The 25,458-nt window shown below is 46.2% G+C and carries 21 protein-coding genes; 7 read left to right on the top strand and 14 right to left on the bottom strand.

The annotated features are described in order from the left end of the window. Positions 1–5: 5 nt before the first annotated feature. Both G3255_RS12815 and G3255_RS12820 read right to left on the bottom strand, forming a co-directional pair. Positions 6–2,081, bottom strand: coding sequence for a BglG family transcription antiterminator (locus tag G3255_RS12815; RefSeq protein ID WP_211654820.1), 2,076 nt, complete (start codon positions 2,079–2,081; stop codon positions 6–8). Between the two features lie 574 nt (positions 2,082–2,655). Beyond that, entirely contained in the window at positions 2,656–4,599 is a 1,944-nt protein-coding gene (locus tag G3255_RS12820; RefSeq protein WP_211654821.1) for a PTS mannitol transporter subunit IICBA, read from the bottom strand. Between the two features lie 473 nt (positions 4,600–5,072). On the opposite strand from G3255_RS12820, the gene G3255_RS12825 reads away from it, so the two are divergent. The 4 genes from G3255_RS12825 to G3255_RS12840 all read left to right on the top strand — a co-directional run bounded on the left by G3255_RS12825 (position 5,073) and on the right by G3255_RS12840 (position 8,482). Continuing rightward, complete coding sequence (locus G3255_RS12825) at positions 5,073–5,342, top strand: phosphocarrier protein HPr (protein ID WP_068463656.1); 270 nt, start codon at positions 5,073–5,075, stop codon at positions 5,340–5,342. Beyond that, a complete protein-coding gene (ptsP, locus tag G3255_RS12830; RefSeq protein ID WP_211654822.1) occupies positions 5,339–7,045 on the top strand; it encodes a phosphoenolpyruvate--protein phosphotransferase in 1,707 nt (568 codons plus the stop codon). The genes G3255_RS12825 and ptsP overlap by 4 nt, the downstream gene beginning before the upstream one ends. 209 nt (positions 7,046–7,254) lie before the next feature. Further along, entirely contained in the window at positions 7,255–7,908 is a 654-nt protein-coding gene (locus G3255_RS12835) for a helix-turn-helix domain-containing protein (RefSeq protein WP_211654823.1), read from the top strand. Continuing rightward, entirely contained in the window at positions 7,892–8,482 is a 591-nt protein-coding gene (locus tag G3255_RS12840) for a PIN domain-containing protein (RefSeq protein ID WP_211654824.1), read from the top strand. The genes G3255_RS12835 and G3255_RS12840 overlap by 17 nt, the downstream gene beginning before the upstream one ends. 144 nt (positions 8,483–8,626) lie before the next feature. Here G3255_RS12840 and G3255_RS12845 read toward each other — a convergent pair whose 3' ends face one another. From G3255_RS12845 to G3255_RS12865, 5 genes are all read right to left on the bottom strand, one after another. Next, complete coding sequence (locus G3255_RS12845) at positions 8,627–8,791, bottom strand: hypothetical protein (RefSeq protein WP_211654825.1); 165 nt, start codon at positions 8,789–8,791, stop codon at positions 8,627–8,629. A 138-nt stretch (positions 8,792–8,929) separates the two neighbouring features. Beyond that, positions 8,930–9,340, bottom strand: coding sequence for a hypothetical protein (locus G3255_RS12850; RefSeq protein ID WP_211654826.1), 411 nt, complete (start codon positions 9,338–9,340; stop codon positions 8,930–8,932). An 871-nt stretch (positions 9,341–10,211) separates the two neighbouring features. Next, positions 10,212–11,630: an alanine/glycine:cation symporter family protein gene (locus G3255_RS12855; protein WP_211654827.1), complete on the bottom strand. Its 1,419-nt coding sequence runs from the start codon at positions 11,628–11,630 to the stop codon at positions 10,212–10,214. A gap of 355 nt (positions 11,631–11,985) precedes the next feature. Beyond that, complete coding sequence (locus G3255_RS12860) at positions 11,986–12,501, bottom strand: DUF6241 domain-containing protein (RefSeq protein ID WP_211654828.1); 516 nt, start codon at positions 12,499–12,501, stop codon at positions 11,986–11,988. Between the two features lie 395 nt (positions 12,502–12,896). Continuing rightward, positions 12,897–13,874: a glycosyltransferase family 2 protein gene (locus G3255_RS12865; protein WP_349291438.1), complete on the bottom strand. Its 978-nt coding sequence runs from the start codon at positions 13,872–13,874 to the stop codon at positions 12,897–12,899. A 251-nt stretch (positions 13,875–14,125) separates the two neighbouring features. On the opposite strand from G3255_RS12865, the gene G3255_RS12870 reads away from it, so the two are divergent. Together G3255_RS12870 and G3255_RS12875 are read left to right on the top strand one after the other, a co-directional pair. Continuing rightward, positions 14,126–15,661 (top strand): glucosyltransferase domain-containing protein, encoded by a 1,536-nt coding sequence (locus tag G3255_RS12870; protein ID WP_211654830.1) that lies wholly within the window; start codon positions 14,126–14,128, stop codon positions 15,659–15,661. A 140-nt stretch (positions 15,662–15,801) separates the two neighbouring features. Next, entirely contained in the window at positions 15,802–16,275 is a 474-nt protein-coding gene (locus G3255_RS12875; RefSeq protein ID WP_211654831.1) for a VanZ family protein, read from the top strand. Between the two features lie 802 nt (positions 16,276–17,077). Here G3255_RS12875 and G3255_RS12885 read toward each other — a convergent pair. The 4 genes from G3255_RS12885 to G3255_RS12900 form a co-directional block, all read right to left on the bottom strand. Then, complete coding sequence (locus G3255_RS12885; RefSeq protein WP_211654833.1) at positions 17,078–17,695, bottom strand: HAD family hydrolase; 618 nt, start codon at positions 17,693–17,695, stop codon at positions 17,078–17,080. A 177-nt stretch (positions 17,696–17,872) separates the two neighbouring features. Further along, positions 17,873–18,454: a competence protein ComK gene (locus G3255_RS12890; protein WP_211654834.1), complete on the bottom strand. Its 582-nt coding sequence runs from the start codon at positions 18,452–18,454 to the stop codon at positions 17,873–17,875. A 680-nt stretch (positions 18,455–19,134) separates the two neighbouring features. After that, positions 19,135–19,608 carry a ParB N-terminal domain-containing protein gene (locus G3255_RS12895; RefSeq protein ID WP_211654835.1) on the bottom strand — a complete coding sequence of 158 codons (474 nt, stop codon included), beginning with the start codon at positions 19,606–19,608 and terminating at the stop codon, positions 19,135–19,137. A 118-nt stretch (positions 19,609–19,726) separates the two neighbouring features. After that, a complete protein-coding gene (locus G3255_RS12900; protein WP_211654836.1) occupies positions 19,727–20,440 on the bottom strand; it encodes an SEC-C metal-binding domain-containing protein in 714 nt (237 codons plus the stop codon). 292 nt (positions 20,441–20,732) lie between these two features. On the opposite strand from G3255_RS12900, the gene G3255_RS12905 reads away from it, so the two are divergent. Continuing rightward, a complete protein-coding gene (locus G3255_RS12905) occupies positions 20,733–21,032 on the top strand; it encodes a YrhK family protein (protein WP_211654837.1) in 300 nt (99 codons plus the stop codon). Positions 21,033–21,270: 238 nt separating this feature from the next. Here the strand turns inward: G3255_RS12905 and G3255_RS12910 are convergent, their stop codons facing one another. From G3255_RS12910 to G3255_RS12920, 3 genes are read right to left on the bottom strand one after another with little or no spacing between them, the layout of a single operon-like run. Continuing rightward, the gene (locus tag G3255_RS12910; RefSeq protein ID WP_211654838.1) at positions 21,271–22,740 is read right to left on the bottom strand and encodes a TcaA NTF2-like domain-containing protein; all 1,470 of its coding nucleotides are present in this window, start codon (positions 22,738–22,740) and stop codon (positions 21,271–21,273) included. 10 nt (positions 22,741–22,750) lie between these two features. Continuing rightward, entirely contained in the window at positions 22,751–24,565 is a 1,815-nt protein-coding gene (locus G3255_RS12915) for a zinc ribbon domain-containing protein YvbJ (RefSeq protein ID WP_211654839.1), read from the bottom strand. A 22-nt stretch (positions 24,566–24,587) separates the two neighbouring features. Further along, entirely contained in the window at positions 24,588–25,427 is an 840-nt protein-coding gene (locus tag G3255_RS12920; protein WP_211654840.1) for a zinc ribbon domain-containing protein, read from the bottom strand. Positions 25,428–25,458: the final 31 nt, after the last annotated feature.

Genomic DNA, 25,458 nt, shown 5'->3' on the forward strand with positions numbered 1-25,458 from the left:
TCGAATCATTCCTTCATCAAATTATTTTGTAAGTATTCGTAAAACAACTCTTCCAACTTGCCGCGGATGACGCCTTCATTCGACGACGAAAAAATCATCATCGCGGCTTCGCTTTCAATCAGGCTCGAACTAATCAAGCTCATGATTTCCTGTTCGCGCTCGCTTAATTCCAGCGGCGTCAGCATCAACAACAAATTCGTCATCTGCACGTCGCGGCCGTCCATCCCTTTAACCGCACTCGGCGTATCCAAATGCACCACTTGGAACATCAACTGACCTACCGATTCATCTCGGCAATGAAACAGCGCCATATTGGTCCCCGGAATCCCGAGGCCGCCTTTCGTTTCGCGGTCTTTTAATTGCCGCAAGGTGCTCGCCGCATCCAGCAAACCGCCGGACTCCATCCCGTCCAATACATCCGAGAGCACCTGCCAATAATCGGTGCCGCGCATTTTCACGACCCCGAAATGCTCGAGTATCGCTTCCATGCCAGTTTGCACTTGCTTGATGTCGAGCAGCAAGCGCCGGAGATCCGGCCGGTGTTTCCTGCCGACTTCACTCAAATCGTCCGCCGGCAAATACTGCTTGTTGCGCGTCACTTTCTGGATATTGTGCTGCAAGTAATTTTCGATATGGCTGATGTCCTGATCGTTCAAAAGTGGACTCACCATCAAATAATCCACATCGGTCACCGGCAGGCGGATCGTCGAAATGACCAAATCGTAGTCCTCAAAATTCGCCGTCTGGAAATCGTGAATCGACAAAATCTTCACCGTATCGATTTCCGGCAGCTCTTTTTGGATGCGGCTCGCGAGCATTTTCGACGTGCCGATGCCGGTCGGGCACACAACGACTGCGTCGATCTGCACGCGCTCTTCATTCATCAATAAGGCCGATCCGAAATGAAGCACGATAAATGCCACTTCATCCGCCGAGAACTCGAGGTCGTCAAACTCCGTCTCTAAAGTCTGCTTGACCGCGAGAAACAGCATCGGGTATTTTTTCTTGATCTCGTCCGTCAACGGGTTGAACGATTCGAGCTTTTGCTTGAGACGGAAAATGAGCGGCTCCATATGCGCAAGCAAGCCTTGGTACAAGGAGAAATCCTTCGTCAAATCAACGCCTAGCTGCGCCGACACATCGCGAATCATGTTTTTGACGAGCTTCCCAAGCAGCACACTATCGTAATACAGCACGTTCGAGGCCTGGATTTTCGAGCCCTTCAATACCACTGCGAGAAACTCGATATCGCGCTCCGTCAACTCCACGCCAAGATGTGCATGCAAATCTTCACAAATTGCTTCGATGACGTGGTACTCACCGTTCGGCTCACCCACCGGCTCTTGCGCCTCCAGCAATAAGCCATTCTCGGTGCGCTGCAGCGCCAACGCGAGATGCACGACCAATCCCGTATAATCACTGTCCGCCAAACGAATCTGCTCGTCGCTGATGTGTTCGCCGACCAATTTATTCGCCGCCGCGAGATAGTCCGGTTTGAAATAGCCGAGCACTTTTTCGTCCTGGGTCTTGCCCCGCTGCAAATAATACAGGCTTTCAATGAGCTCTTCGTAGAAATGAATGAGGAAATACGCCGCCAGCGCATGGCGTTTATGCGCTTCCGCCCCATCCACTTCCACGCCGACACCGCGCTGCCTGGACAAGGTGACCGAGAACTTGCGCAGCCAATTGCCAAGCTCGTCCAAATAGGAAGTCAGCGTCGTCGTGCTGATCCCGAGTTGATTCGACAGCACCTGCTTTTTAAAAAACGCGCCTTCTTCCATTAAGATGACCAATAAGCGCAGCTTTTTCTCCTCTGGCGTCGCTTCCGGTGCGCTCGATGCCGCAAGTTTCTGCATCAGCCGGTAGATTTTCTCGTTATTGCCATCAATAAACAGCGCATCCGCCGCATTGCGCTTCATCCCGAGCCCAAACTGCTCCAAAAGCTTATCCACCGATTTCAAATCCCGCTGAATCGTCCGCGCGCTGACGTCGAGATACGTCGCCAAGGAATTGACCGTATGCTTCGCCGACATCCGCGTCACCAGCTCAATAATCGACTTTTCCCTAACCGTGACAAACATCCCCTCACCTACTCCCTTGTCACCTTTCGTTAATGAAGACTTTGTAAAATAAAATACTGAGTCATAAACCGTGTTTTCCGAAGCTTACCGTAGCCAGGAATCGAGCGGACGCTTCTCCAAACACCTGATTAATTCACTGATCATTCTTCCTATGGCTAGAAAAACTTATTAACGTACTATCTTCATTTTCTCACTACTATCCACATTCCGCAAAACAGCTAGCCTCTCATAATACTTATATTGAACTCATTCTCGGTATTCTGAAGATGGCTTTAAGTACCATAACCCGATGAAAAATGGAGCAAACCTGCGGAGCAAAAAGTACTGCTCCTACAGCGCTGCGCACTGCGTCACAAAGGTATTGCCCTCGCAAGCTTCGACAATACCTTGCCTGCGGGAAAGCGAGAAAGGCGAGACCCCGCAAGAAGCGCAGCTTCTGAGGAGGCTTGTCGCTCGCCCGCGGCAAGCGCAGCAGGTTTGCGGAATGTGTTAATTGAAATACTTAACTAAGTTCTTATAAACCAAAGAAATAGCACAAAAAGGCAGGATCTCCCCTGCCTTTTCGTGGTGTAATTTATTTACTGTTCAAGATGTCGAGCAGTTCTTTAGAAGATTTCGCGGCGACGAGTTCGTTGACGTTCGACTGCTCGGCGCAGATGACCGCGATGCCTGACAGGATCTCTAGGTGCGTGCCGTCTTTGCCAGCGATGGCGAAGATCAATTTCGCTTTCTCTCCGTCAAAATCTACCCCGTCCGGAACTTGGACAACCGTGAAGCCGGATTTGATAACCGCTTTTTTCGCTTCTTCGGTGCCGTGCGGGATCGCGACATCATTACCCATATAGGTCGTCGTGATTTCTTCGCGCTTCAACATTTCATCGACATACGATGGTTCCACGTATCCTGCTTTCACAAGTGCATCACCTGCGAAGCGGATTGCTTCTTCTTTATTGCGGAAGCGTTTATTGATGAAAATATTGTCTTCTGTGAGTAGTGGAGCGTCGCCTTCATCGCCAGTCGCTGCGTTCGCTTCGCTGTCGTCGACCAATTCACTCTGCTCTTCTGTCACACCGTGTTTCATGCGCTCGATCAAGCGGTCGTATTCCGGGCTCGACAAGAAGTTATCGACCGAGATATGGTATGCATCCGGGCGTTTGTCTTTTGCACGCGGCGTCAATTTATCCTGCGTGATGATGATTTGCGAATCGGCAGGGATGGACGAAATCGCGCTATTGGTGACTTTGATGTGCATGCCCGCTTCTTTTACTTTCTTACTCAAAAGCGAGGCTCCCATTGCGCTCGACCCCATCCCCGCGTCACACGCAAAGACGATTTTTTGGACATCGTCCGGGAACGTGCCAGCTGTAGAAGCCGTTCCTGCAGCTCCAGCGCTAGCGCCAAGTGCGCCGGCAACCGAGCTCTTCTTGCCTTTCATTTCTTCCATGCGTTTCGTTGCAGCTTCGACGTCTTCATCAGATGCTGTGTCTTTGCTGCGCTTCAACACGACCGCTGAAATTAAGAACGATACAGTCGCTGCAACCAAAATCGCCGTGAAGTTTGCGACATACGCCATGCCTTCAGGCGGTGTGACCGCTGCGATGGCGAAGATACTGCCTGGTGATGCCGGCGCAACCAAGCCGCCGCCCATCAAGACCAACGTGAAGACGCCGCTCATGCCGCCAAGGATGACGGACAATAAAAGCATCGGTTTCATTAACACGTACGGGAAGTAAATCTCGTGGATCCCGCCGAGGAATTGGATGATAATCGCACCAGGTGCCGATTGTTTCGCAATGCCTTTGCCGAAGAACATGAACGCGAGCAAGACGCCAAGACCAGGTCCTGGGTTCGCTTCAAGCAAGAACAGAACCGAACGGCCCGCTTGCTGCACTTGCTCAAGCCCAAGCGGCGTCAGGATGCCGTGGTTGATTGCGTTATTGAGGAATAAAATTTTCCCCGGTTCGATCAAAATACTGGTTAATGGAAGCAAGCCTGTTTCAAGCAACCAGTCAACGCCCGCGACCAATACTTGCGTCAATGCGCTAACGGCCGGCCCGATACCCAGGAAAGCCAGTAGCGCAAGTGCGCCGCCGAGGATCCCGGCTGAGAAGTTATTGACGAGCATCTCAAAACCGGAGCGGATCTTGCCTTCGATCAAACGGTCAAACTGCTTGATGACCCAAGCCGCAAGCGGACCCATGATCATCGCGCCGAGGAACATCGGTGTATCCGGTGCCCCGACGATAACCCCCATCGTGGCGATCGCACCAATCACGCCGCCTCGCTGGTCGTGCACAAGCTTACCGCCCGTATAACCGATCAATAGCGGAAGCAAATACGTAATCATCGGACCGACGAGTGACGCGAATTCCTCGTTCGGGAAAAAGCCCGTTGGAATAAATAATGCCGTAATGAGCCCCCAGGCGATAAACGCGCCGATATTCGGCATGACCATCGAACTGAGGAAGTTACCAAACTTCTGGACATTCACTTTAGCGCTCGAACGTTCACGTTCCATTCCTTTCATCCTCCTTCTATTGGGCTCTTGCCCTTGTGCTGTGTTTGTTTTGTTAATTCAGATTATACGCTCTTTGTGTAAGCGCATTCAATCTAATGAAAAACCAACTTTGTCGCCGCTGTCCGGACAAGGCTGTCGTTGCCGTAAATTGTGTGGCGCACAGGGACGAACCAAGAGCGGAATCCTGCTACAGCGCGAATGTGATACGCCAAATTGTGTGGTGCACAGGGACCGCTCAAAACGTCCAGCGAATTGTGTGGCGCACAGGGACGAACAAGCACCAAAACCCCGCCACAACGCCATTTCCACGCCCCGAATTGTGCCGTGCACAGGGACATGTCGCCGCCTCAACGACAACCCTGTCGTTTTTGATCCCACCTTCAAACGGCGCCCTGCTATGCAATTTCCACAGAAACTGTCATAATGGAGGGTGAATTCGCTTACATCTCACCCACCCTAAGGAGGAATTATTCATGGTAGAAAAAACATTCACAATCACAGACCCGGCAGGTATGCACGCACGTCCAGCTTCAGCACTCGTAGGTTCGTTATCCAAATTCCAATCGGACATCACGATGGAATTCAAAGACAAAAAAGTTAACTTGAAATCAATCCTCGGCGTCATGTCACTTGGCGTGCCTTCTGGCTCAACAGTCCAGATCGCCGCTGACGGTGCAGACGAAGCGGAAGCGATGGAAACAATCGAACGCGTACTTAACGAGCAAGGAATCTCGAACGAATGAACCGCATCTCCGGAATCGCAGCCTCTAACGGCATCGCTATCGCCAAGGCCTTCCGCCTGGAAAATCCGGAACTGACAGTCGACAAGAAAAACGTAGCGGATACACAGGCGGAAATCCAGCGCTTCGGTCAAGCAGTTAACGAATCGATCGCTGAACTCGAAGTCATCAAAAAACGCACCGCTGAAGAAATCAGCGACAAGGAAGCGGCCATTTTCGGCGCCCACTTGCTCGTCTTGGAAGACCCGGAATTGATCGGGCCGATCACAGACAAAATCAGCAACGACAGTGTCAATGCAGAGTTCGCGCTTCACGAAACTTCGACGATGTTCGTCGACATGTTCGAAGCGATGGACAATGAATACATGAAAGAACGCGCCGCTGATGTGCGCGATGTCACGAAACGCGTGCTCGCCCATCTTTTAGGCGTGAAGATTCAAAACCCAAGCATGATCACCGATGAAGTTGTCGTCATCGCAGAAGATTTGACGCCTTCGGATACGGTGCAATTAAACCCGAAATACATCAAAGGCTTCATCACCGATATCGGCGGGCGCACGTCACACTCAGCGATCCTTGCCCGCACATTGGAAATCCCGGCAGTCGTCGGCGCAAAATCAGCGATGAGTTCCATTGATAACGGCACGATTGTCATCATTGACGGATTGGAAGGCGAAATCCTTCTCAACCCGGACGAAGCGACACTTGCTGAATACAAAGAAAAACAAACAGCGTTCGCCGGCCAAAAAGCCGAATGGGCCAAGCTGAAAAATGAAGCAACGCTCACGAAAGACGGCGTCGAAGTCGAACTCGGCGCGAACATCGGCACGCCGAAAGATCTCACCGGCGTTCTTGAAAACGGCGGCGAAGCGATCGGATTGTACCGGACAGAATTCCTGTACATGGGCCGTGACGAGTTCCCAACCGAACAAGAACAATTTGATGCTTACTCAGCTGTTCTTAAAGGCATGGAAAACAAACCGACCGTCGTGCGCACGCTCGACATCGGCGGTGACAAGGAATTGTCGTACTTGAAATTGCCGAAAGAACTCAACCCGTTCCTAGGCCTTCGCGCCATCCGTCTATGCCTCGAGATGCCGGACATGTTCCGTACGCAATTGCGCGCATTACTCCGTGCAAGCGTCCACGGGAATCTCAAAATCATGTTCCCGATGATCGCGACACTCGATGAGTTCCGCGAAGCGAAAGCTCTTCTATTGGAAGAAAAAGCGAAACTCGAATCAGAAGGCGTCGAAGTGAGCGATTCAATCGAAGTCGGCATCATGGTAGAAATCCCGTCGACAGCCGTCATGGCAGATACTTTCGCCAAAGAAGTCGACTTCTTCTCCATCGGCACGAACGATTTGATCCAGTACACGATGGCCGCCGACCGCATGAACGAATCCGTGTCGTATCTCTATCAGCCGTATAACCCAGCCATCCTGCGCCTCGTGAAGACCGTCATTGACGCGTCCCACAAAGAAGGCAAATGGACCGGCATGTGCGGCGAAATGGCAGGCGACGAAATCGCCATCCCGATTCTCCTCGGCCTCGGCCTGGACGAATTCTCGATGAGCGCTTCGTCCATCCTAAAAGCCCGCTCCCAGCTAAGCCGCCTATCCAAAGCGGACATGGAAGGGCACACCGAGCATATCCTAGGTCTCGCGACTTCCCAGGAAGTTGAAGACTACGTCAAAAACCTTTAATGCAAAAAAGCCGTGAACTCATTGGAGTTCACGGCTTTTTGAATTGAATTGTGTGGCGCACAGGGACACTCAAGCACCAAAACCCCGCTGCGACACGGATTTTACCTCGAGAATTGTGTGGTGCACAGGGACCCGCTCAACCAAATGTCTATTTTGTTGATTTTGTTGACTTTAATTCGTATAATTAATAGCAAATAGGAGGTGGAAAAATGATTCCTACCATCGATCAAGAACAAGAAAAGCTCTGGGCTAGCGTCGAAACATTGTCTACAATCAATACCGAACAAGCCGAAGCTGTGTTAAAAACGACAGTCGAGCGTTCCTTAAGCCAATTGGGCTTTACAACTCCTGCAATCTCGAGTCTCTCATTAAAAATAGCCGATCCCCAATCGGTATTAGACTTACATCAAATAGAACGGAAAATAAAGCATCAACTAAAGAATAAAGATCGGGAACTAGCTTATGAACTGTTGATTGATTATCTTTCAAAACTAAGTGAGATGACCGACAAAGATCCGTCAGTAATCCACAAAAAGCTGATTGCTTCCCTCATGGCGAACAGCGCTAAGAACTCGCTAAGAGCATCTCTCGTTAATCGCCCAATTAGACATCAGAAAACAGAAAACTCTTTTTACTCTCCTAGTGAAGCAGCTGAGAAAATCGGATTGAGCGACCAAACGATTAGAAGGATGTGCGAGAAAGGTAAATTTGCCGGTGCCTATAAGACAAATGGCGGTCATTGGAGAATTCCAAAGGCAAACTTCATCACAACAGATCAACAAGATAAGCGTGCAAAAGCTTTCTTCGACCGAATCGACGTCAAAAACCATAAAGCAGGGAACGTAGATGAATTTGATCTATGATTCGCCTATACGACCAAAAGTTTTCATTGATACCACCATATTGTGCGGAGCATTGCGAACCGATGGAATCAACCGAAAAATTTTACAAGCTGCTAGATTTCCACATTTCTTTCAACCTGTTTTTTCTAAAGTATGCTTGTTCGAATTCGTACGCAATGCGGCTGAAGGGTTAGGTAAAGGAAAAAATCGTGTGGCTTATTCATCAGATGATATCGAAGAATTTTTCCAAGTATTTCTAAACCCCATCTTTGAGTACTATGAGGGTCTGCCGGTCAATAGCATATTAGGGCGATATAGCGTGGAAACGATTCTTCGAGAGCATTTATCTATAGGTGACGTCTTGATAGAATTAAGTGGATGTGACTGTTACACTGCACAGACCATTGCTGAAAAGCAGGAAATGTCAGAACCACTTTCTAAATTTGATCAAGATGATTTTCATGTGTGGGTAACTGCCATACAGGAAAACTGCAACTTCATATTGACTTCTAATCATCGGAGGTTCCCTGCTGAAATAGGAGAAATCAAAAGAATACATCCGGCCCGTTTTTACGAAGAGCTATTGAATACATGAGATTAATTGCAAAAAGCCGTGAACTCAAATGAGTTCACGGCTTTTTGACGATTGAATTGTGTGGCGCACAGGGACATCCAAGCAGCAGAATCCCGCTGCGACGCGGATCTTCCCTCGTAAATTGTGTGGTGCACAGGGACAGCTTCAGCCCTGTATTTTTTTCGCCTTGCTGCCTGCTGGCACATGCCACTGCGGAGCCAACTTCTCCAGCTTGTACTTTTTGTAGCCGTCAATATGTTCCTTATAAGTTTGCAAATAGGTCTTGTTCGGGATCTCCATTGTCATTTCTTCTTTTACAATCGCAGTCATCCGATTCATCCTCCTCGATTTTGGTCCTTACAAGTATTGATCACGCGGCTAACAACTACTTTATTTACACATTGCTGTTGTTGCTAAAATAAATGCATACCTTCCCTATTCAATAGCCACAGGATCGATTTGCCGTATTCACTTTTTTCGCGGCAGCACACTGAGCGCATCCGTCAAGCGTTCAACAAAATCAGCGAGGGCTTCCTTCGAAGTAATCCGAAGCAAATGCTGTCCGCCTTCTACTGACGAACTTTGGGAATAACTCGTCGGCAGCAATATCGGGTGTTCAATAAGCGCTCGCATAAAACTCGGCATTTGCCCCACCGGAATTAGGATCTTTGCTTCATTCAACCCTTGTTGCTCGTCCCGGTACAATTGAACGGAAACGTCCCGGTCGGATGGAAAACCGATATACAACTGAGGAACTTTATGCCCTTCGCTTTCAGGCGAGATGCCGGCCGCACCATTCCCCGTCTTCTCTACCGATTGTGCGGCCAACATCTTGGCTGTCTTATCGTCTGGTGAAGTCATCTGCTGTGTGTTCATCATTTCAACCATTCCTCCGCTCGATTTAATCGATCTGCCAATACACGCCTTCTGCTGTCATCCCAAGCAACAAAACTTCATCTACCAAAGCTCTTTTCTGTTAGGTCACCAAATGAATCAAAAAATCAATTCACAACCGCCAATAAATAATCGAAAGTCAATTATTTATCAAAAATATTATTTCGTATAACTAATAACACTACAATAAACCTACAACAGGGGCCAAAATATGTAAAGTAGTCTATGAAAATTCTCATAATTCAGATATTAATTTGTTTTTCTTATATACTTTTAATGGAAAATAACAAGTCTAGCGCTTTAATTAGACAAAGTCAGAGCTCTTCAGACACCACTGTTTACAGCTTTCGCATCCTTCCGCTCGTTAACCACCTTTTAGAAATACCCTGATAGGTTTACAATAAAAGGTAAATTGAAATAATGATTTTTCAAAACTTTTTCTGTTCGTTTTCACTCATAATGTTCAAGGCAAGCTATCTATAACCATCCACTCTACTCCATAAACATTCAAAGCTGCATTAGCTATCGCCCCTGTTGCCGCCATCGCTCACCGATTTCCTGTTCACCGGATATATAAAAAAAACATTCTGTTCCCGTTTTTCTTTAATTCTTCCCCTTAGCCTAAAATCTAGCAAGTATTTCCTCACACAGCTAGAGCCTCCCCTGGGCTGAAAAGACAAAATTCACCCCAATGCAAAAAGCCTTGAACTCAATCGAGTTCAAGGCTTTTTGCGCTAAATTGTGTGGCGCACAGGGACATCCAAGGAGCAGAACCCCGCCGCTATGCGAATTGCACGCCGGAAATTGTGTCGTGCACAGGGACAAAGTCGATGCACAGGGACAAAACCGATAAAACCTACGATTCATACCCTTCCCTAACCGCTTTCTGGCGTTTAGCGCGTTTCTTCACTTTCCGATCCTTCCGGTAATACTCATCCGACGTAAAGAACTCGTTCTTCAACTCTTTCACTTTGTTGCTCAATAGCAAAATCGCGATGATGTTCGGGATAAGGATGGCCGCAAGCATGATGTCGAGGAAGCCCCAGATGACTTCAGCTGCACCGACAGCGCCCAAAATGACGGCGAATATGTATACCACTTGCATGCCGTATGCTGCTTTCAAGCCGAACAAGAACTCCGCTTGCTTCGCGCCGTAGAACACCACGACCAGAATCGTCGAGAGCACGAAGAAAATGAGTGCGATCGTCACGAGAATGGCGCCGAAATCACCGAAATACTGTTCAAAGGCCAAGCTTGTCAACGCCGATGAATTTTCCATCGCGCCTTCTTCTGTCCACACGCCGGAAGACAAAATAACAAACGCTGTTGCCGTACAGACGATCAACGTATCGACCACTACGCCAATGACGGCCCAGAAGCCTTGACGCACGGGATGGTCGGTCGTCGCAGCTGCGTGTGCGATGGGTGCCGTCCCAAGTCCCGCTTCGTTGGAATAAAGCCCGCGGGCAAAGCCCCAGCGGATAACTTCCACAATCGCCGCACCGGCAAATCCGCCCACAACAGGCGCCGGTGAAAAGGCGTTGTTGAAAATCAGCATGAAGAATTCAGGTACCGCTTTGACGTTCATCAATAGAATAACTACAGCCCCGCCGACATACAATAACGCCATGAACGGAACGAAAATCTCCGTCACTTTACCGATGCGCTTGATGCCGCCGAAGACGACGATCGACACAAGCACAGCGGTCGCAATGCCCGTCCACAAGACAGGTACATTAAATGTCGCTTGTACTGTATTGGCAATGGAGTTCCCTTGCACCATGATGCTCGGGATCAATTCGATCATCAATGCGAACGAGAACCAAATCCCAAGCCATTTCATGTTCAAGCCCTTTGTCATGTAATACATCGGCCCGCCGACAAATTCGCCTTTTGCGTTTTTCTCGCGGTACTCAACCGCCAGCACACTTTCCGCAAACTTCAGTGCCATACCGATCAATGCGATGACCCACATCCAGAAAATCGCACCCGGTCCCCCGAACATGATTGCTGCCGGCACCCCGACAATGTTCGCCGCACCGATTGTCGATGACAAGGCAGAGGTCAATGCCTGAAACGGCGTGACCGTCCCTTCACCTTTTGGCCTCCTGAAAATGCTGCCGAAAGTTTGCCCTACTATGTAGCTGAAATAACGAAACTGAAAAAATCCTAATTTAAAAGTCATATAAAGTCCAGAAATCAATAACAATGTGATGAGCGGAATGCCCCATAACCATGCTGAAAAATCAGCAACTCCCTCTAAAAACTGTTCCAACTGTTTTCCCCCTATAATATTTCAAGATATGAAATATTTCCCTCGATGCACAAGGGTTAAACGGAAATAAGGAAATTTTTTTGTAAATTTAGAAAAACTCGGCAAATTCACCTAAGCTGGAAAGCTACAGTTAATCCAATGCTCCTCCCATAATACACAAAAGCCTCGGACTCCATCAAGGAATCCAAGGCTTTCGTCTGATAGGTAATGAAATTAAGGCTGCACTCAATCTTCAAGGATGCTTTTTACACGAGGCGCTTCCTGCCTGTCCTTTACCAAAGAACATATTACCTCGCCATTTGCTTAATGTAATCCTCAAATAACATTACAACCCCAGCGATCTTGGATTGCATTTTTAGAAATTATCTTCCACATACCGAGCTTCCTGCTCTTCCGACAACAAGCCCGTCGCGCGTCCGACCGTGCCGTTATGCCATTCCCAGATGGTGTTGTGCACGTTGACGGCATTGGAGAAATTGCCTTCTTCCCAAGCGGTCAAGCTTTGCTCATAGAATTCGTACTCCTCATAAGCGCCTTCATTGGCCCGCAAGATTTTCAGCATTTCATCGATCCGCTCCGGCGTCATCTCGATGGCTCCGCGCTTTTCGGGTGCCTCGATTTTTTGATGCGTCATTTGGTGAAGATGAATCTGGAATTCCCCTTCACTCAAGCCCACCGTTTCCACCTGCTCATTCGCTTTCGGCGGTTCGGTATCTTCTTCTTGTGCCAGCTTCTCATCCGCCTCTTCCGCAGCTTGCGAGATTTGCTGCTCGTCGCTATTGGTTAAGCTCTTATACGCCCAATACCCAGCTCCCGCGAGTATAGCCAGCCCCACCAGGAGGATAATGATCGTTCGTAATACAGTCTTCAAATAAACACGTCCTTCCTTTCATCGGGCTGTTCACCCAATAAAAGCGTTTTTAAAATCAGTAAGGACTATTATACAGTAAAAATCTATGAAATGCTGTATTTCTACTATCTTTATTCCTATTAATCATAGTGATAGACAGTAAACTATAACTTATACTTTCCCAATTATTTATATTTCATCCAATTTTATAATATGCGTTTTGTGTAATAGCAGAGTAAAACTTTGAACATTGTCGCGCATGATTGAACAGCTTCTTAAGAATTGGTATTTTCGCGTAATATGCGCATCTGGCAATCTGTCTGCTCTTATATGGAATCTATCACTGACAGATCATAAAATAAGCAGCCCTCCCCTTATGGGAAGAGCTGCTTATTTCCTTACTATTTCGTTCGAACTTAACCATCTCGGCGCATTTCACTTTTTCGCAAGGCGATCGGCGAATAGTATTCATCAATCAGGTAGACGGGGCGGTTTTTTGTCTCATTGAAAACTTTCCCTAAATACTCGCCGATAATCCCAAGGGAAATCAATTGGATACCGCCTAAAAACAAAATAACGGTCATCAGCGAAGGATACCCTGGTACTGAACCGCCAAAAACCAAAGTGCGGATAAAGATAAACAACATGAACAAGAGCGAGAGTATCGAGATTACAGTTCCGAAAATAGAAGAAATCCGCAGTGGTGCTACGGTCGATGAGGTCAGCCCATCAATGGCTAAATTGAACAATTTCGGATAGTTCCATTTGGTGGTGCCGGCTACCCGTTGTTCGCGGTCAAACAGCAATTCCTTTTTGTTGAAGCCAATCCAGTTGAACATGCCTTTTGTATAACGCTGGGACTCACGCATCTGCCTTAATGCTTCGATGCATTTGCGGTCCAGCAAGCGAAAATCGCCGGTATTATTTTGCGTCGGGATATGGGAGACTTTCTCCAAGATTTTGTAGTACGAATTGGACGACCATTTTTTGAACCAGGTTTCTCCTGCCCGCGTCTTGCGTTTGGCAAATACATCGTCGTAGCCCTTTTCCCAGTAACGAATCATTTTTGGAATCAGTTCAGGAGGATCTTGCAAATCGGCGTCGATGATGATGACCGCATCACCATTAATATGGTCAAACCCGGCGAGCATGGCGACTTCCTTGCCGAAATTGCGCGATAAATTGACATAGGAAATTTCGGAATGCACTTTCGCCAATGTTTTCAGCATAGCAAGCGTATTGTCGCTGCTGCCATCATTGACGAAAAGAAATTCGAATTGATAGTTCGGTAATTTCGCCGTAACGCTTTTCAAGCGATGGATAAGCGGATTCAATACTTCTTCTTCATTATATGCAGGAATAAGAATCGTAATTAGTTTCTTAATCTGTTTCACGCCCTCTTTACTTGTTAAATATTGTATCATTATGATAACAATTTCTTCTCTGAAAAGCGAACAAGAATTTATTGGCTACCATATATACCGGACAACTTTTCAAGATCTAATCTGATAACTCCTTCATTATATGGTACAATTTTGAAGGTTTTATTTTGCCTAACAATACAGTCCAACCAATCGAGTTTTTAAAACAACAAGACTGTTTTTTGTACATACTCGCATGCCTATCTATTTAAAAGGAGAATTTTATGCCAGAACATTTATTACTTCGACTAAAAAACAATATCAAGCCGCAATGGAAGACAGCGTTTTTTGCCGCTATCATCACCGGCTTTTTGACCCACCTATACATCTTCACCAATACTTTGCCAAACCATGACAGCTTGCTCAATATTTACGGTTCTCAGAAAAAATTCGCCCTCGGCCGGTTCTTTCTGTCCCCCTTTAGCGGCATCAGTTCTTATTTTGACTTGCCGTGGGTGAATGGCACTTTATCCATTTTCTATTTGGCGCTTACGGCTGTGGCTCTCGTCGAATTATTCGACTTACGGAAAAAACTATCCATCGTCTTGACCTCCGGATTGCTTGTCACATTTCCAACCGTCACTTCGACCTTTTCCTATATGTTTACAGCTGATGCTTATATGCTTGGCTCGTTGACGACCGTACTTGCATTAATCCTCACGAAGAAATACAAATACGGGTTTTTGCCCGGTGCACTCCTTTTCTATCTCAGCGTCGGGGTCTATCAGGCGAATTTGCCATTCCTGCTGACGCTTGTCACCGTCTTCTTGATCGCTGAAATCCTCGGCCGGCAAGTGGACTTAAAAACGGTTGGAACTCACATCTTGCGTTTTTTTGCCGTCACCGCTATCGGTATGTCTTTATACGGCATCACATTTAAACTTTATACCAACTTCTTCGCTGGAAAGATTTCTGATTATCAAGGCTTGAGTGAAGTAGGAGACAGTTCGGTAACATTAGCTGAACGCTTCACTTTAATCAATGACTCGTTCCAAAAATTCTTCTTCCGCGGTTTCATCACGGATATGCCGGTCAACCTGTTTGAAGTGTTAAATGTTACCACGTTCGTCTTGATCATCTTAGGATTCAGCTGGTTTGCCATCCACCACAAACTCTACCGCCACGGGGCATTGTTCGGAATTGCGATTGTCTTATTGCTGAGTTTGCCATTATCGGCTTATTGCTTGTATTTCGTTTCAGCTGAGGTCAGCTACCATATGTTGATGGTCATGGCATTAATCAGCATTTACTTTTTACCGATCGTTTTCTACGACAATTATGTTCACGTCAAATTCACAACGCCGTTCTTGGCCTGGAGCACTGTACTGGTGTCCGCGGTATTAATCTTCAACTTTGCAATCATCGCCAACATCGCCTATTTCAATATGAACTTAAAATACGAACGATCCTATGCATTCTTGAACCGCGTAGTGGACCGCATCGAAGAAACCGAAGGCGCTTCTGAAATTACTACACTCGCGATATTCGGACGGATCTCCATGGACCCGAGCGTCAGCAGTGAAGAAGTGCCAAATAGTGTGCCCGCAATGACCGGCATGCTCGGCAGCCGCTTCTTAGCCCACCCTGCTCATTACAAGCGGATGATGAAAAACTATTTCGGCTATTCTTACGACCTAGCCACAACAGAAGAGAAAACAGCCATCGAAGCCAGTAACTTGTACAAAGAAATGGAAAGCTGGCCCGCCGCAAGCTCTGTTCGTCGCATCGACGACACCATCATTATCAAACTGGATGACTGAAACCAAACCGCCCGCCGAGTGCAATGAATTCTTGGTGAGGCGGTTTGGTTTTACGATCAAGCTGATCAGGCAGCTTGGGAGATGCTAGCTCCACCACCTGCACCACTAAACTATTCATCCGCTGCGGAGGAAACCATTGCATGAAAGCCAAATACATCCCGGCCATCTTGTGGGCTCTATTCATCTTAATCGCCACCAATAATTACAATTTCACGGCGCTGTTGGCGAATGACATCAACTTCAATGTCCGGCTGTTTCCGAACCTGTCGGACCTACTCATCACGAGCGATATCCATCTTGACAGCAAGCTTTACGTCTTCCAGAAAACCGGTCACGCCTTGTCATTCGGCATTTTGTATCTATTAATGAATCAAGCCCTTAAAGAACGCCACGTCGCCTTCGCACTGTGCAGCATGTTCGCCTTTTTCACCGAGTTCCTGCAGCTGTTCTTTGAGCGCAGCGGCAGGCTTGTCGATGTACTTATCGACATTGCCGGCATTTACGTGGCGTATTGGTTGAGCGAATACGTCAAAATACATGGCGGCATAGTGCCGGCTTTCTTCGTTGCTACAGAGAAACTAGCGAATGTGCTAAAAGATGATAAATCACATTAGTCCTAGACGACCAAAAGCCGAGTATCTCGCGACAACGAGATACTCGGCTTTTCTGCCTAAAACGAAATCCTTGAATTCCAACCTAAAACACCTAAATCGTTAATATCGGTTTTTAAAAAACTTTAAGAAAAAATCTAGTTTATGAACTGTCTAGATAATAAGAATAGCCAAGGACTCACTAAGAGTAGAGCGCTTAGATACATATAGTTCTGTTTTCCAAGTCCCATCGCTATTGCCCAACTAAATAAACTACATAAAGACGTCAGTATTAGAGTCGTAATGATTCCATATTCCTGGAAAAAAGGTATGGTGAAAGACAAAATACCAATACCAAGTAAAGTCCAATACATTATATAAGGTAATTTTTTGTTTTCCATTGCGATTCCCCCTAAGAATCCATTCCCCTTATATTTAGTCCTAACAGTCATTCGTTAACTAATGTCCTTCGAGAAATGCTCCGTTTATTAACTTTTGGTCTCAAGACTCCCACAGAAATAGTTACTCATATTTATTCCAACTTACTAAAGCATCTTGAACAATAGATAATTTGGTCAGGACCCCAGGCTTTTAAAAGAACATACCCATTTGTCTTTTTCGGTGTAACGATAATTGCCATCTTCTCATCTTTTTCAACTTCTCTTCCGCAATTTTCGCAAGTAAATTTATCGCCAATAATATATATCCGCCCTCTCATAGAATTCTAATTTAGCAACTTATTACCTTCACCTTTTAACTACGTTTGAACAAGAAATCCGTTTCACAATTCAAATCCTCTCGAAACTGTTTCCTGATTCTCCACCATTTAGCCAAACAACTTCAATAATTCCTTAAACTCCTCAATCACATAATCAAACTCATCCACTTCCCCAAACCCATACGCCGCATAGACGAATGGAATATCCGCCTTTTTCGCCGCTTCCCGGTCGCCATTCGTATCCCCGACATATACGGCCTTCGCCACATCATTTCGTTCCATAACCAGCTGGATATTCTCGCCCTTCGACAAGCCTGTTCTCCCCGGGTTCTCGAAATCAAGGAAATACTTATCCAACTCGTGGTAGGCATAGAAGCTTTCGATATAGCCTTCCTGGCAATTGCTGACGATGTATAAATTGTATTGCTGCGCGAGCCTCTTCAGCACATGCTCCACACCGGAATAGAGTTGCCCGCCTTGTTTTCGCAAATACGCACTCTCTAACTCCGATGCCTTCTCGGTATACGTACGATGCTGCTCGTCCGATAGATGAGGAAATAGCTTCTCCCTGGTTTCATGCGCTTGCAGCCCCATGACGCCGCGTATATCCTCTTTCGTCAAGTTTCCCTCTGCGCCGCTTTCCTCAAGCGCCTCATTCCATGCCTTCAAAACGACGTCGAGCGAATTCCATAATGTGCCGTCCAAATCAAAAATGATGCTGTCCATATGTATGACTTCCTTTCCACTGCATTTTCTCCATTCTACCGCAACAAATTGTGTCGTGCACAGGGACGCAACTCGAGACGAATCCCGTTCTATCAATCTTCTCTACTCCCGAATTGTGTGGTGCACAGGGACAAAAACAAAGAAGAGCAGGCACACAGCCCACTCTCCCCGTCTCATCTATTCCCCAGCCTTATGCTCATAATTCACGTGCCCCGCCTGCTTGACCAAATGATACGTCGTCTCCGGCACTGTCCGGCCGCTTTCGAAAAATCGTTTTTGCGCTTCCATCTTGAACTGGAGCTCGTACGCTTTTTCCATGCGACGCTGGATTGACTTCTTGCTGCCATCAAGGATGATCGAACTGCCGTTGCTCAAATTGACTTTCGTCGTACAGCCATCGATGCTGATGCATTCCATAATGTGCTGCAAGGACAGCCACACACAGCCCTCCAACAGCGCCGACTTGCTTGGCAATAAAATAATCCCTTTATCGCGATCGATGATGATCGGGTTCTTATTGAGCTTCCCAAGAATCGCGGCCGATCCTTCCACCGCACCGCGCATGCTAGAGCCTCGGAAGCGCAAATTCGTATCGATTAAATCGAAAGGCTTCGACTCGACTTTGATCATGCCATCCGTATGGTAAATCACTGAATTCAAGCAACCATTTTCATCGTAGTCCGGCAAAATCAATACGGTATCTTGCCCGATTTCCTTTTCAAAGTTCATTTCCAACTTGAAATTCTTCCGTTTTCTCATTTCCGTATCCCCTTTTTTTGAGTTTTCGCTTATCTCTTTCACTAAAAAGGAGTATACTAACTAATAGTTGGTACACTCCAACTGGTGCCTCCGGATGTCTGTCTCCCAAGACCATTACATCCGGAGGTTTCTTTTTGCCTTCATCCCCCTATGCGTGAACACAGCACACCTCCCCATTTCTATATTCATCGTCAGTTTCGAGAACAGCTATCCGGTTCAACAATATCCCGCAATCCTTATCGCGGCATATCATCTTCTTCCACGTTTTAGATAAACCCCCATCAGCCAGACATCCTCTGGCACTTCGTCAATCCAAGCGGACCCTCGCAACCGTTGATCTCCAGCGAATTCTCTTGGAAATCGTGCGGCCGCTAAAGCGGAATTAATTTGTCACTCTATTCTAACTTTTATTATTATATAGTTTATTAGCATCACTTGTATACAATTAATTTCCTATTTTTTATGAAAATTTACACTTTATAAATAATTTTATTTTCAATTTAGAAATAAGTCATTTCAACGCTTCATTTCGCTATTATTCATCTTAAGTCATGCGAAAATAAGCGTGTTTCCTCCGTTTCAGCTTACCTCAGCTTTCTCGATTTCATCAAAAAAAGCCTGCATTTCAGCAGACTCCCCTCCAACAATCAGCAGTAACAATGACAAACCGTCCAAATCTTTCACACTTCCATCTTCCCAACGACAGCCCACCGCCCCCAGCCTTTTTCAATCTGCTCCAGCTTCTCGTTCCAATAATTCACATACAGCTCGTCCGCTTTTTCGTGTGTGAAAAACTGACGGTGCTGCTGCTCCGTTAAATAGTACGCCGGCAGCTCTGTAACGCCGAGACGCCTCGCTTTCGCCACGCGGTGATTGCCGTCGATTAACTTAAAAAATTCCGGACGCATCCAAGCGACAATGACCGGTTTCGTCAGATCCGCCTGTGGAATCCATGCCTCATCCAAAGAGTCCGAATCCATCCCCTTTGAAGGCGGCTCGATTTGTACGACCGACAAATCGACTTGATCCAAATTCTTGTCAATCCACGATTGCACGTGCGTAATATTCCATGTGAACGGAAAACCGCCGAAATTTTCATCATCGATTGCCGGCACACAAGGCGTAAAGTTTCGATTCGCTTTTAGTTTTCTCATCCGCTTACCTGCCTTCTGAATTGTGTCATGCACAGGGACAAAACCTGAACACGCTACAGTACAAATCCCACTCTATCGGCTTTTCCAGCCTAATGAATTGTATGGCGCACAGGGACACTCACCCCGATTTCCCGCAGCACTTCTTGAACTTCTTCCCGCTGCCGCAGACACATGGCTCGTTGCGCCCTACCTGCCCCGGTAGCGGCCGCAAGAATTTCTTTTCCAGCTGGAACAACTCATATGGGGTATGCCCACGGTTAATCTGCTGGCGCGTGTTGTTGTGAAGATGCGTCACGATCTGCATCAAAGACTGTACTTGCTTTGCCGTTAGCTTCAGATCTCTCCGCTCAAATTCGGATAAGACTTTCTCCGGCGAAAACGCGTCTTCTGCCATCATCTGGATATCTTCAGCGATACCTTGTGAATACTCTTCTTGAATGCCCTCAAATTTGGATTCAATCCACTCCTGCAACGCCCAATACTCATCCGGCTTATGGAAATAATGCGGGTCGCTCCATAGTAATAATTCCTGCTGTTTCGGCACGTAATACGGTTTGCCTTGCTGGCGTGCCCAATGCGAATTAAATTCGTCGAATTCCACAATCCACTGCCCCACGAAAAAATTCCCAGGATATAAATAGACAAACTTCTGTTCCAAAGCTGCTTTTGCCAAACTGCCTCCAAACGGATCTTCTATCCACTGTTTGATATCAGATTCAGTCACTTGCTCTTCCGTCTGCGCAGAAATCATTTCCGCCACTTGGCCAAATGGCGCGATCCCATACAACTGCACTGCTGCCGAAATATAGTCGATCCATAATGTTTTATTCAAATCCCCACTCCGTTCTTATTTCGTCTCATTTATTGTATCTTTCAAAAGAGGACTTTCCAACATACAAACTAACGTTGCAGACATGTGTATATTATCAATTTTCCGGGCCATCAAAGAACTACCTGTGTCAGAAAACCATACCACTTCGCGCAAAACCGGGAAGCGCTTAAGATCGAAGAAGAGAAGTTCTTTTATTTCTTGTCATTTTCGGGTATATAGAAAAATGAAGCAAGACAACATCGGGAGTGAAAAGATTGAATTGACACTGTGTCTGTAGGAGGTGCATCCAGCAATGTCACAACAAACCGGCAATAATGATTCGGAAATTGAGTTCAGTTCAAAGAACCATGAAGTCATTATTCACCACCGCTATAAGTTCTATTACAATGTAAACGATGTGCTGATTGCAGTTTGGTTCATCCTTGGCAGTACGCTGTTCTTTTGGAAGGAAACTGAAACGATAGCAATCTGGTTTTTCCTTTTCGGAAGCATCCAACTGCTCATTCGCCCACTGATGCGAATTTTCAGGGAAATTCACCTAAAGAAGATCCGGTCAGGTAAAGCTGATTCTGACGATAATATCAGCAAATGAATAGTCGACACACATGGTTCTTATAAAGCCCTATATCCACTTAGCTCCTATTCGCCTTTTTACCGAACAAAAGAAATAGATAAAAGCCAGCTATCGATGTATGACCGATAGCTGGCTTTTTCACTTGAATTGTGTCGTGCACAGGGACAAAAAAGATCCAACAGCTGTGCAAATCCCCACATGGCAACAATGATGTTGTCAGAATAGTTCCATGCACAGGGACGAACGCCCCCACACATCAATCCCGTGTAGTATCGATAATATCAATCCTCGAAATTTTGAGGTCTCCGCTATCTGTTCCCTGCACCTCGTACTTTTTGCTTCGTTTGTAATTCGTCACTTCGCCCAAGTGATTCGTGAAGTCGAATTCCTCATAGGTCGTGACGAACGCTTTGTCTTCCAGAATTTCCACACCGACCGCTTCGTCAATCCAAAATTCATACATGTAATAGTCGTCCCCGATATTTCCAATAAAGTCGACCAGTTCTTTGCGGGCGACACTACCCTCTTTCAGGTATTCATCAACAACGGAGAAATCTTTTGCATTCAATGAAATTTCGTAGGCGGATCGGAAATCTGCGATGAAGGTTTGCAGTTGTTCTTCGTTTACCGATTCTGCTGTCTCCTCTTCCGCTACTTCCTCTTCCGCCGCCTCTTCACTTTCTTTCTCATCTTCCTTTTCTTCGGCCTTTTCCTTTTCCTCATCCTCAGCGACCGCTGAATAAATCGGAAGTTGAACAAAACTGCCGGCTGCTGCTTCTATCACTTCCGACTGTTCTACGTCACCTTTTTCAGTCTTTCTCTCGGCGAACAACTTGATTGTTTCTTCTGCGTCAACAGGACCGACGAAAGGCAAGTCTTTTACCGTTTTTCCGGTTGATTTCTCATTGATGTAAACTATGGCCTCTTCGTCATTCGACCAGATTTCAACACCCATGTCTTTGAGATTGAAATCAAGCAGGACTTCATCGCCTTCTGTAATTCCACACTCGGACTCCACTATTTTTTCGACTTCGCCATTTTTCATCGATAAAGAACAGTCATAGACTCCCGGCAAATATTGCCCGAGTGGGAGTTCACCATTTACAGTAGCAACAGACTCATCCCCCAAAATGAACTCCATGCCTTCCACGTCTGAAGCAAGCTCCACGTTCATTGGAATCGCTTCGATCTCAATCCCTGGATACATGCCGATGAATTTGCTTTCCTTCACCTTGAACAATTCCGTACCATTTTCATGAAGCACGACTCTTGTAATGCCATCTTCTACAACTCCACTGCCAGCTTCATAGAAACGGGATTTAAACTCCGTTAAATCCTGTTCCACTAAATACTCTTGAAAAGCGGTGAGATCTGAGACCGTATCTTTGGGAACGATGATTTCTCCCATTGCGCTGTCCATGTCCCCTTCGTATAAGCCTTGGAGAAATGCATCTACTTTCTGTTGTGGTTCTGTATTCGCTTTAATTATTTGGTGTCCAGCGACTCCACCTGCCGCAAGCAGCACAACAAGCGTCACGCCTACTTTTTTCTTTAAGGTCAACGGCTTACGAGCTGGCTTCGGTGCTTGTTGCGGGACTGGAGCTTTTGGCTGCACTGGAACCTGCTGGGGTTCGACTTTTGCTGTTTGCTGCTGGGTCCCGCATTCCGGACAAAAAACCTGATCCGCATCTAGTTTGTGACCACATTCACTACAAAAACGATTCATCTTTTCCCTCCTATATTTCTTTTGTTGATATTAACTCGTAAACCTGAAGTCCATCAGCCTCTTCCGTAATTTTCGTGACTGTTCGATAGGTTTTTTCACTACTTTTCTCTGTACCATGAATGATAAACGTTTCAATAGTAGTCACTTCATAATACTTTCCGCCAACCGATTCAATGTTTTCTAATGTAGTATCTAAGTGTTCTTCCGTGATTCCTTTTTCATACATGCTATCGACGAATGCAGACTGCTCTTTCGCTTTTGGGCTGCCTTTCAGTACAAATTCGGACACGACTGAGTAATCTCCCTGGTTGATGGCCGCGACACTGGCGTCGTTGTAATCACTCATGAACCATTCCACTGTTTCATCGCTATCAGCGAAACCTCCAGTATCTTCTTCACTTTCTTCTTCGCTTTCCTCTTCAACTGCTGTTTTTGAAGTCCCACTGGATTTATGCATTTTCTTGCTGCCTTCAACTGTTTTAGTCGGTGCTACGTCGTACATCCATATATCATCGTTGTACGAAGTCACCATCCACTTTTCTTCATCTTGGTCATAGACAAAATTCATGGAAACGTCCTTGATGATTTCTTCAGCTTCTGGGGTATCAGACACGTAATACTCGGCTCCGTCAATCAGAAGTTCTGCACTGAGCTCTAGGGTTTTCCCGTCATCTAAAATCGCAATCGAATCTTCATCGATGCCGACTTCAGTCAACGCTCCCATAAAGTGGTTTTCGTATTCCTTCATCCACTTAAAATCTTCCTTAAATACAGCAAGCTGGTCTTTTTCCACGCTTGTAAATACGGCTTCATCTCGCTTAGCAAATGCCTCCACGTACTCTTCAGCGAAGACTTTTAACTGCTCAATCAAAGCTGGCTGGTGTTTTTCATCCAGACCAGTAAAGTCTAAGTTTTCATATCCAGAAGTAATCTTTACCGGTTCGGATAGTTGTGTGCCCCATGGGAAATCTACCTGAGCTTGGGCAGTCACGCTGCCATCCATTAACAGTGGCCCGATTTCATCGGTTTCACCCATTTCATTCACTGGAATTTCTTTCTCTCCGATCACCACTTTATTCGCTTCTGGCGTATCCACAACAAAAGTATCCAAGGCAAATACCACTGAAGTGAGCGGCAGCTCTTCGTAAATTTCCTCTGGCTCCGATGAGGCCCGGTTCAATCCTACATATAAATCAAATGGATAGGTGAATTCGGCAAACTCGCCTTCATAGATAAACTCAGCTTGATGGTAACCAGGAGTAATGCCGCTAAATATGTATTCATCGTCTTTAGCTTTGCTCTCCTCCACCAATTCCCCATTCAAGCTCAATGATAGCCCTTCATCAGCAAAATAAAACGACACTTTCTGAACCGGAATAACAACTCGATGGGCATTGAAAACACCCATCACTTTCCCGTTTTTCTCAACGTTCGCGACATCTTCCAGCTCATAAGGTGTGATATCGCCATACTCTTCGATAAACGCAGCTGCCTCTTTGGTCGTCATCTTCTTGCCATTTGATAACTGGACCTGTTTGGCCAAACTTTTTGCATCTTCATTTTCTAATGCTTCGAAGAATTTGGACACCGCTGTCTCCGCCGATGCCGTCTTTGTCCCCCATGAATAGACTCCTACTAAAGATGCGATGAGCAAGATGCCCACTGCGCCCAGTATTTTCGTTTTTAAGCTGAGGGGTTCTTTATTTTTTTTCGGCGCAGGGGAATTCGCTTTCAACTTGTCTTTAGAAAGCGGCTTTCCGCACTCCACACATACTTGGTTGGCTTGGTCATTTTCATGCCCGCAATTTGTACAAAACGTCTTCATATTTTCACCATTCTTTCAGAATTTAAAAAAAGTAAAATAGCTCGTTTAAATCATCCATATAACGCCCAATAGTTGAGTCAAAGAAAACGGTCATAATGATGAATGTACCCACCGTGAACAACACGATGTAAGTAAGATACGCATAGTACGAATCAAATGATTTTGTTGTTTTCTTCAATAAGGCTGTGACCAAGTACAATGGCATAACCGAAATGGCTAAGCTCAAGCTGATGAACAACATTAAATTCCCGAAAGTCATGGAGCTGATTAGCAATAAAGCATACGCCAGCACTACAAGTGCAACGGATGGGACCATCAAAGTACCAAAGCTGGTCACAATGCTTTTAAATGACTCATCTGGTCCGGCAAACTTATTGACCACAAAGATGCAGGCTGCAGCCAAAGCGAAAAGGAACCCCAAAGTTAGAACAGTACCAAAAAGGACCGAGAAAAACGAAGGCATAAGACTTTGGGAACTACCGAAAAAATCGCCAAAATCGTCCATTGGGCTAATGGCCATGCTCAGGTTCTTATAAATGGCTAATGAGAAAAACAACGCGAAGATTCCCATGGTGATAAGTGCATTGACAAACTGATCAGCCGACTGGTCTACAATCAATCCTGGTTTCTTAAAATAGCGCAAGAAATAATTCCAATATTGCTTCGACTGTACTTTCACTTTCTCTACGTGCTGGTTTGGTTCAGTGGGTACGGGGTTAACCGCAGCTGCTGCGTTATACCCGGCCGGTTCTGGTGCTGCTGTTGCTTGAGACTCCACGTTCGGATTTGCGACGAGACCCGCTCCACACTTTCCGCAGAATTTCCCCGTATCTTGTTCATGTTGACAATTTGGACATTTCATTTCTGTTCCCTCCTGTTAATAAGTAGTAGAT

Origin of the sequence: Planococcus sp. MSAK28401, from assembly GCF_018283455.1 — a bacterium.
GTDB classification, from domain to species: domain Bacteria; phylum Bacillota; class Bacilli; order Bacillales_A; family Planococcaceae; genus Planococcus; species Planococcus alpniumensis.

Coding starts and splice junctions, on each gene's coding strand:
- G3255_RS12815 (WP_211654820.1), bottom strand. CDS start 2,081: ATGTTTGTCACGGTTAGGGAAAAGTCGATTATTGAGCTGGTGACGCGG.
- G3255_RS12820 (WP_211654821.1), bottom strand. CDS start 4,599: ATGGAACGTGAACGTTCGAGCGCTAAAGTGAATGTCCAGAAGTTTGGT.
- G3255_RS12825 (WP_068463656.1), top strand. CDS start 5,073: ATGGTAGAAAAAACATTCACAATCACAGACCCGGCAGGTATGCACGCA.
- ptsP (WP_211654822.1), top strand. CDS start 5,339: ATGAACCGCATCTCCGGAATCGCAGCCTCTAACGGCATCGCTATCGCC.
- G3255_RS12835 (WP_211654823.1), top strand. CDS start 7,255: ATGATTCCTACCATCGATCAAGAACAAGAAAAGCTCTGGGCTAGCGTC.
- G3255_RS12840 (WP_211654824.1), top strand. CDS start 7,892: ATGAATTTGATCTATGATTCGCCTATACGACCAAAAGTTTTCATTGAT.
- G3255_RS12845 (WP_211654825.1), bottom strand. CDS start 8,791: ATGACTGCGATTGTAAAAGAAGAAATGACAATGGAGATCCCGAACAAG.
- G3255_RS12850 (WP_211654826.1), bottom strand. CDS start 9,340: ATGATGAACACACAGCAGATGACTTCACCAGACGATAAGACAGCCAAG.
- G3255_RS12870 (WP_211654830.1), top strand. CDS start 14,126: ATGCCAGAACATTTATTACTTCGACTAAAAAACAATATCAAGCCGCAA.
- G3255_RS12875 (WP_211654831.1), top strand. CDS start 15,802: ATGAAAGCCAAATACATCCCGGCCATCTTGTGGGCTCTATTCATCTTA.
- G3255_RS12885 (WP_211654833.1), bottom strand. CDS start 17,695: ATGGACAGCATCATTTTTGATTTGGACGGCACATTATGGAATTCGCTC.
- G3255_RS12890 (WP_211654834.1), bottom strand. CDS start 18,454: ATGAGAAAACGGAAGAATTTCAAGTTGGAAATGAACTTTGAAAAGGAA.
- G3255_RS12895 (WP_211654835.1), bottom strand. CDS start 19,608: ATGAGAAAACTAAAAGCGAATCGAAACTTTACGCCTTGTGTGCCGGCA.
- G3255_RS12905 (WP_211654837.1), top strand. CDS start 20,733: ATGTCACAACAAACCGGCAATAATGATTCGGAAATTGAGTTCAGTTCA.
- G3255_RS12910 (WP_211654838.1), bottom strand. CDS start 22,740: ATGAATCGTTTTTGTAGTGAATGTGGTCACAAACTAGATGCGGATCAG.
- G3255_RS12915 (WP_211654839.1), bottom strand. CDS start 24,565: ATGAAGACGTTTTGTACAAATTGCGGGCATGAAAATGACCAAGCCAAC.
- G3255_RS12920 (WP_211654840.1), bottom strand. CDS start 25,427: ATGAAATGTCCAAATTGTCAACATGAACAAGATACGGGGAAATTCTGC.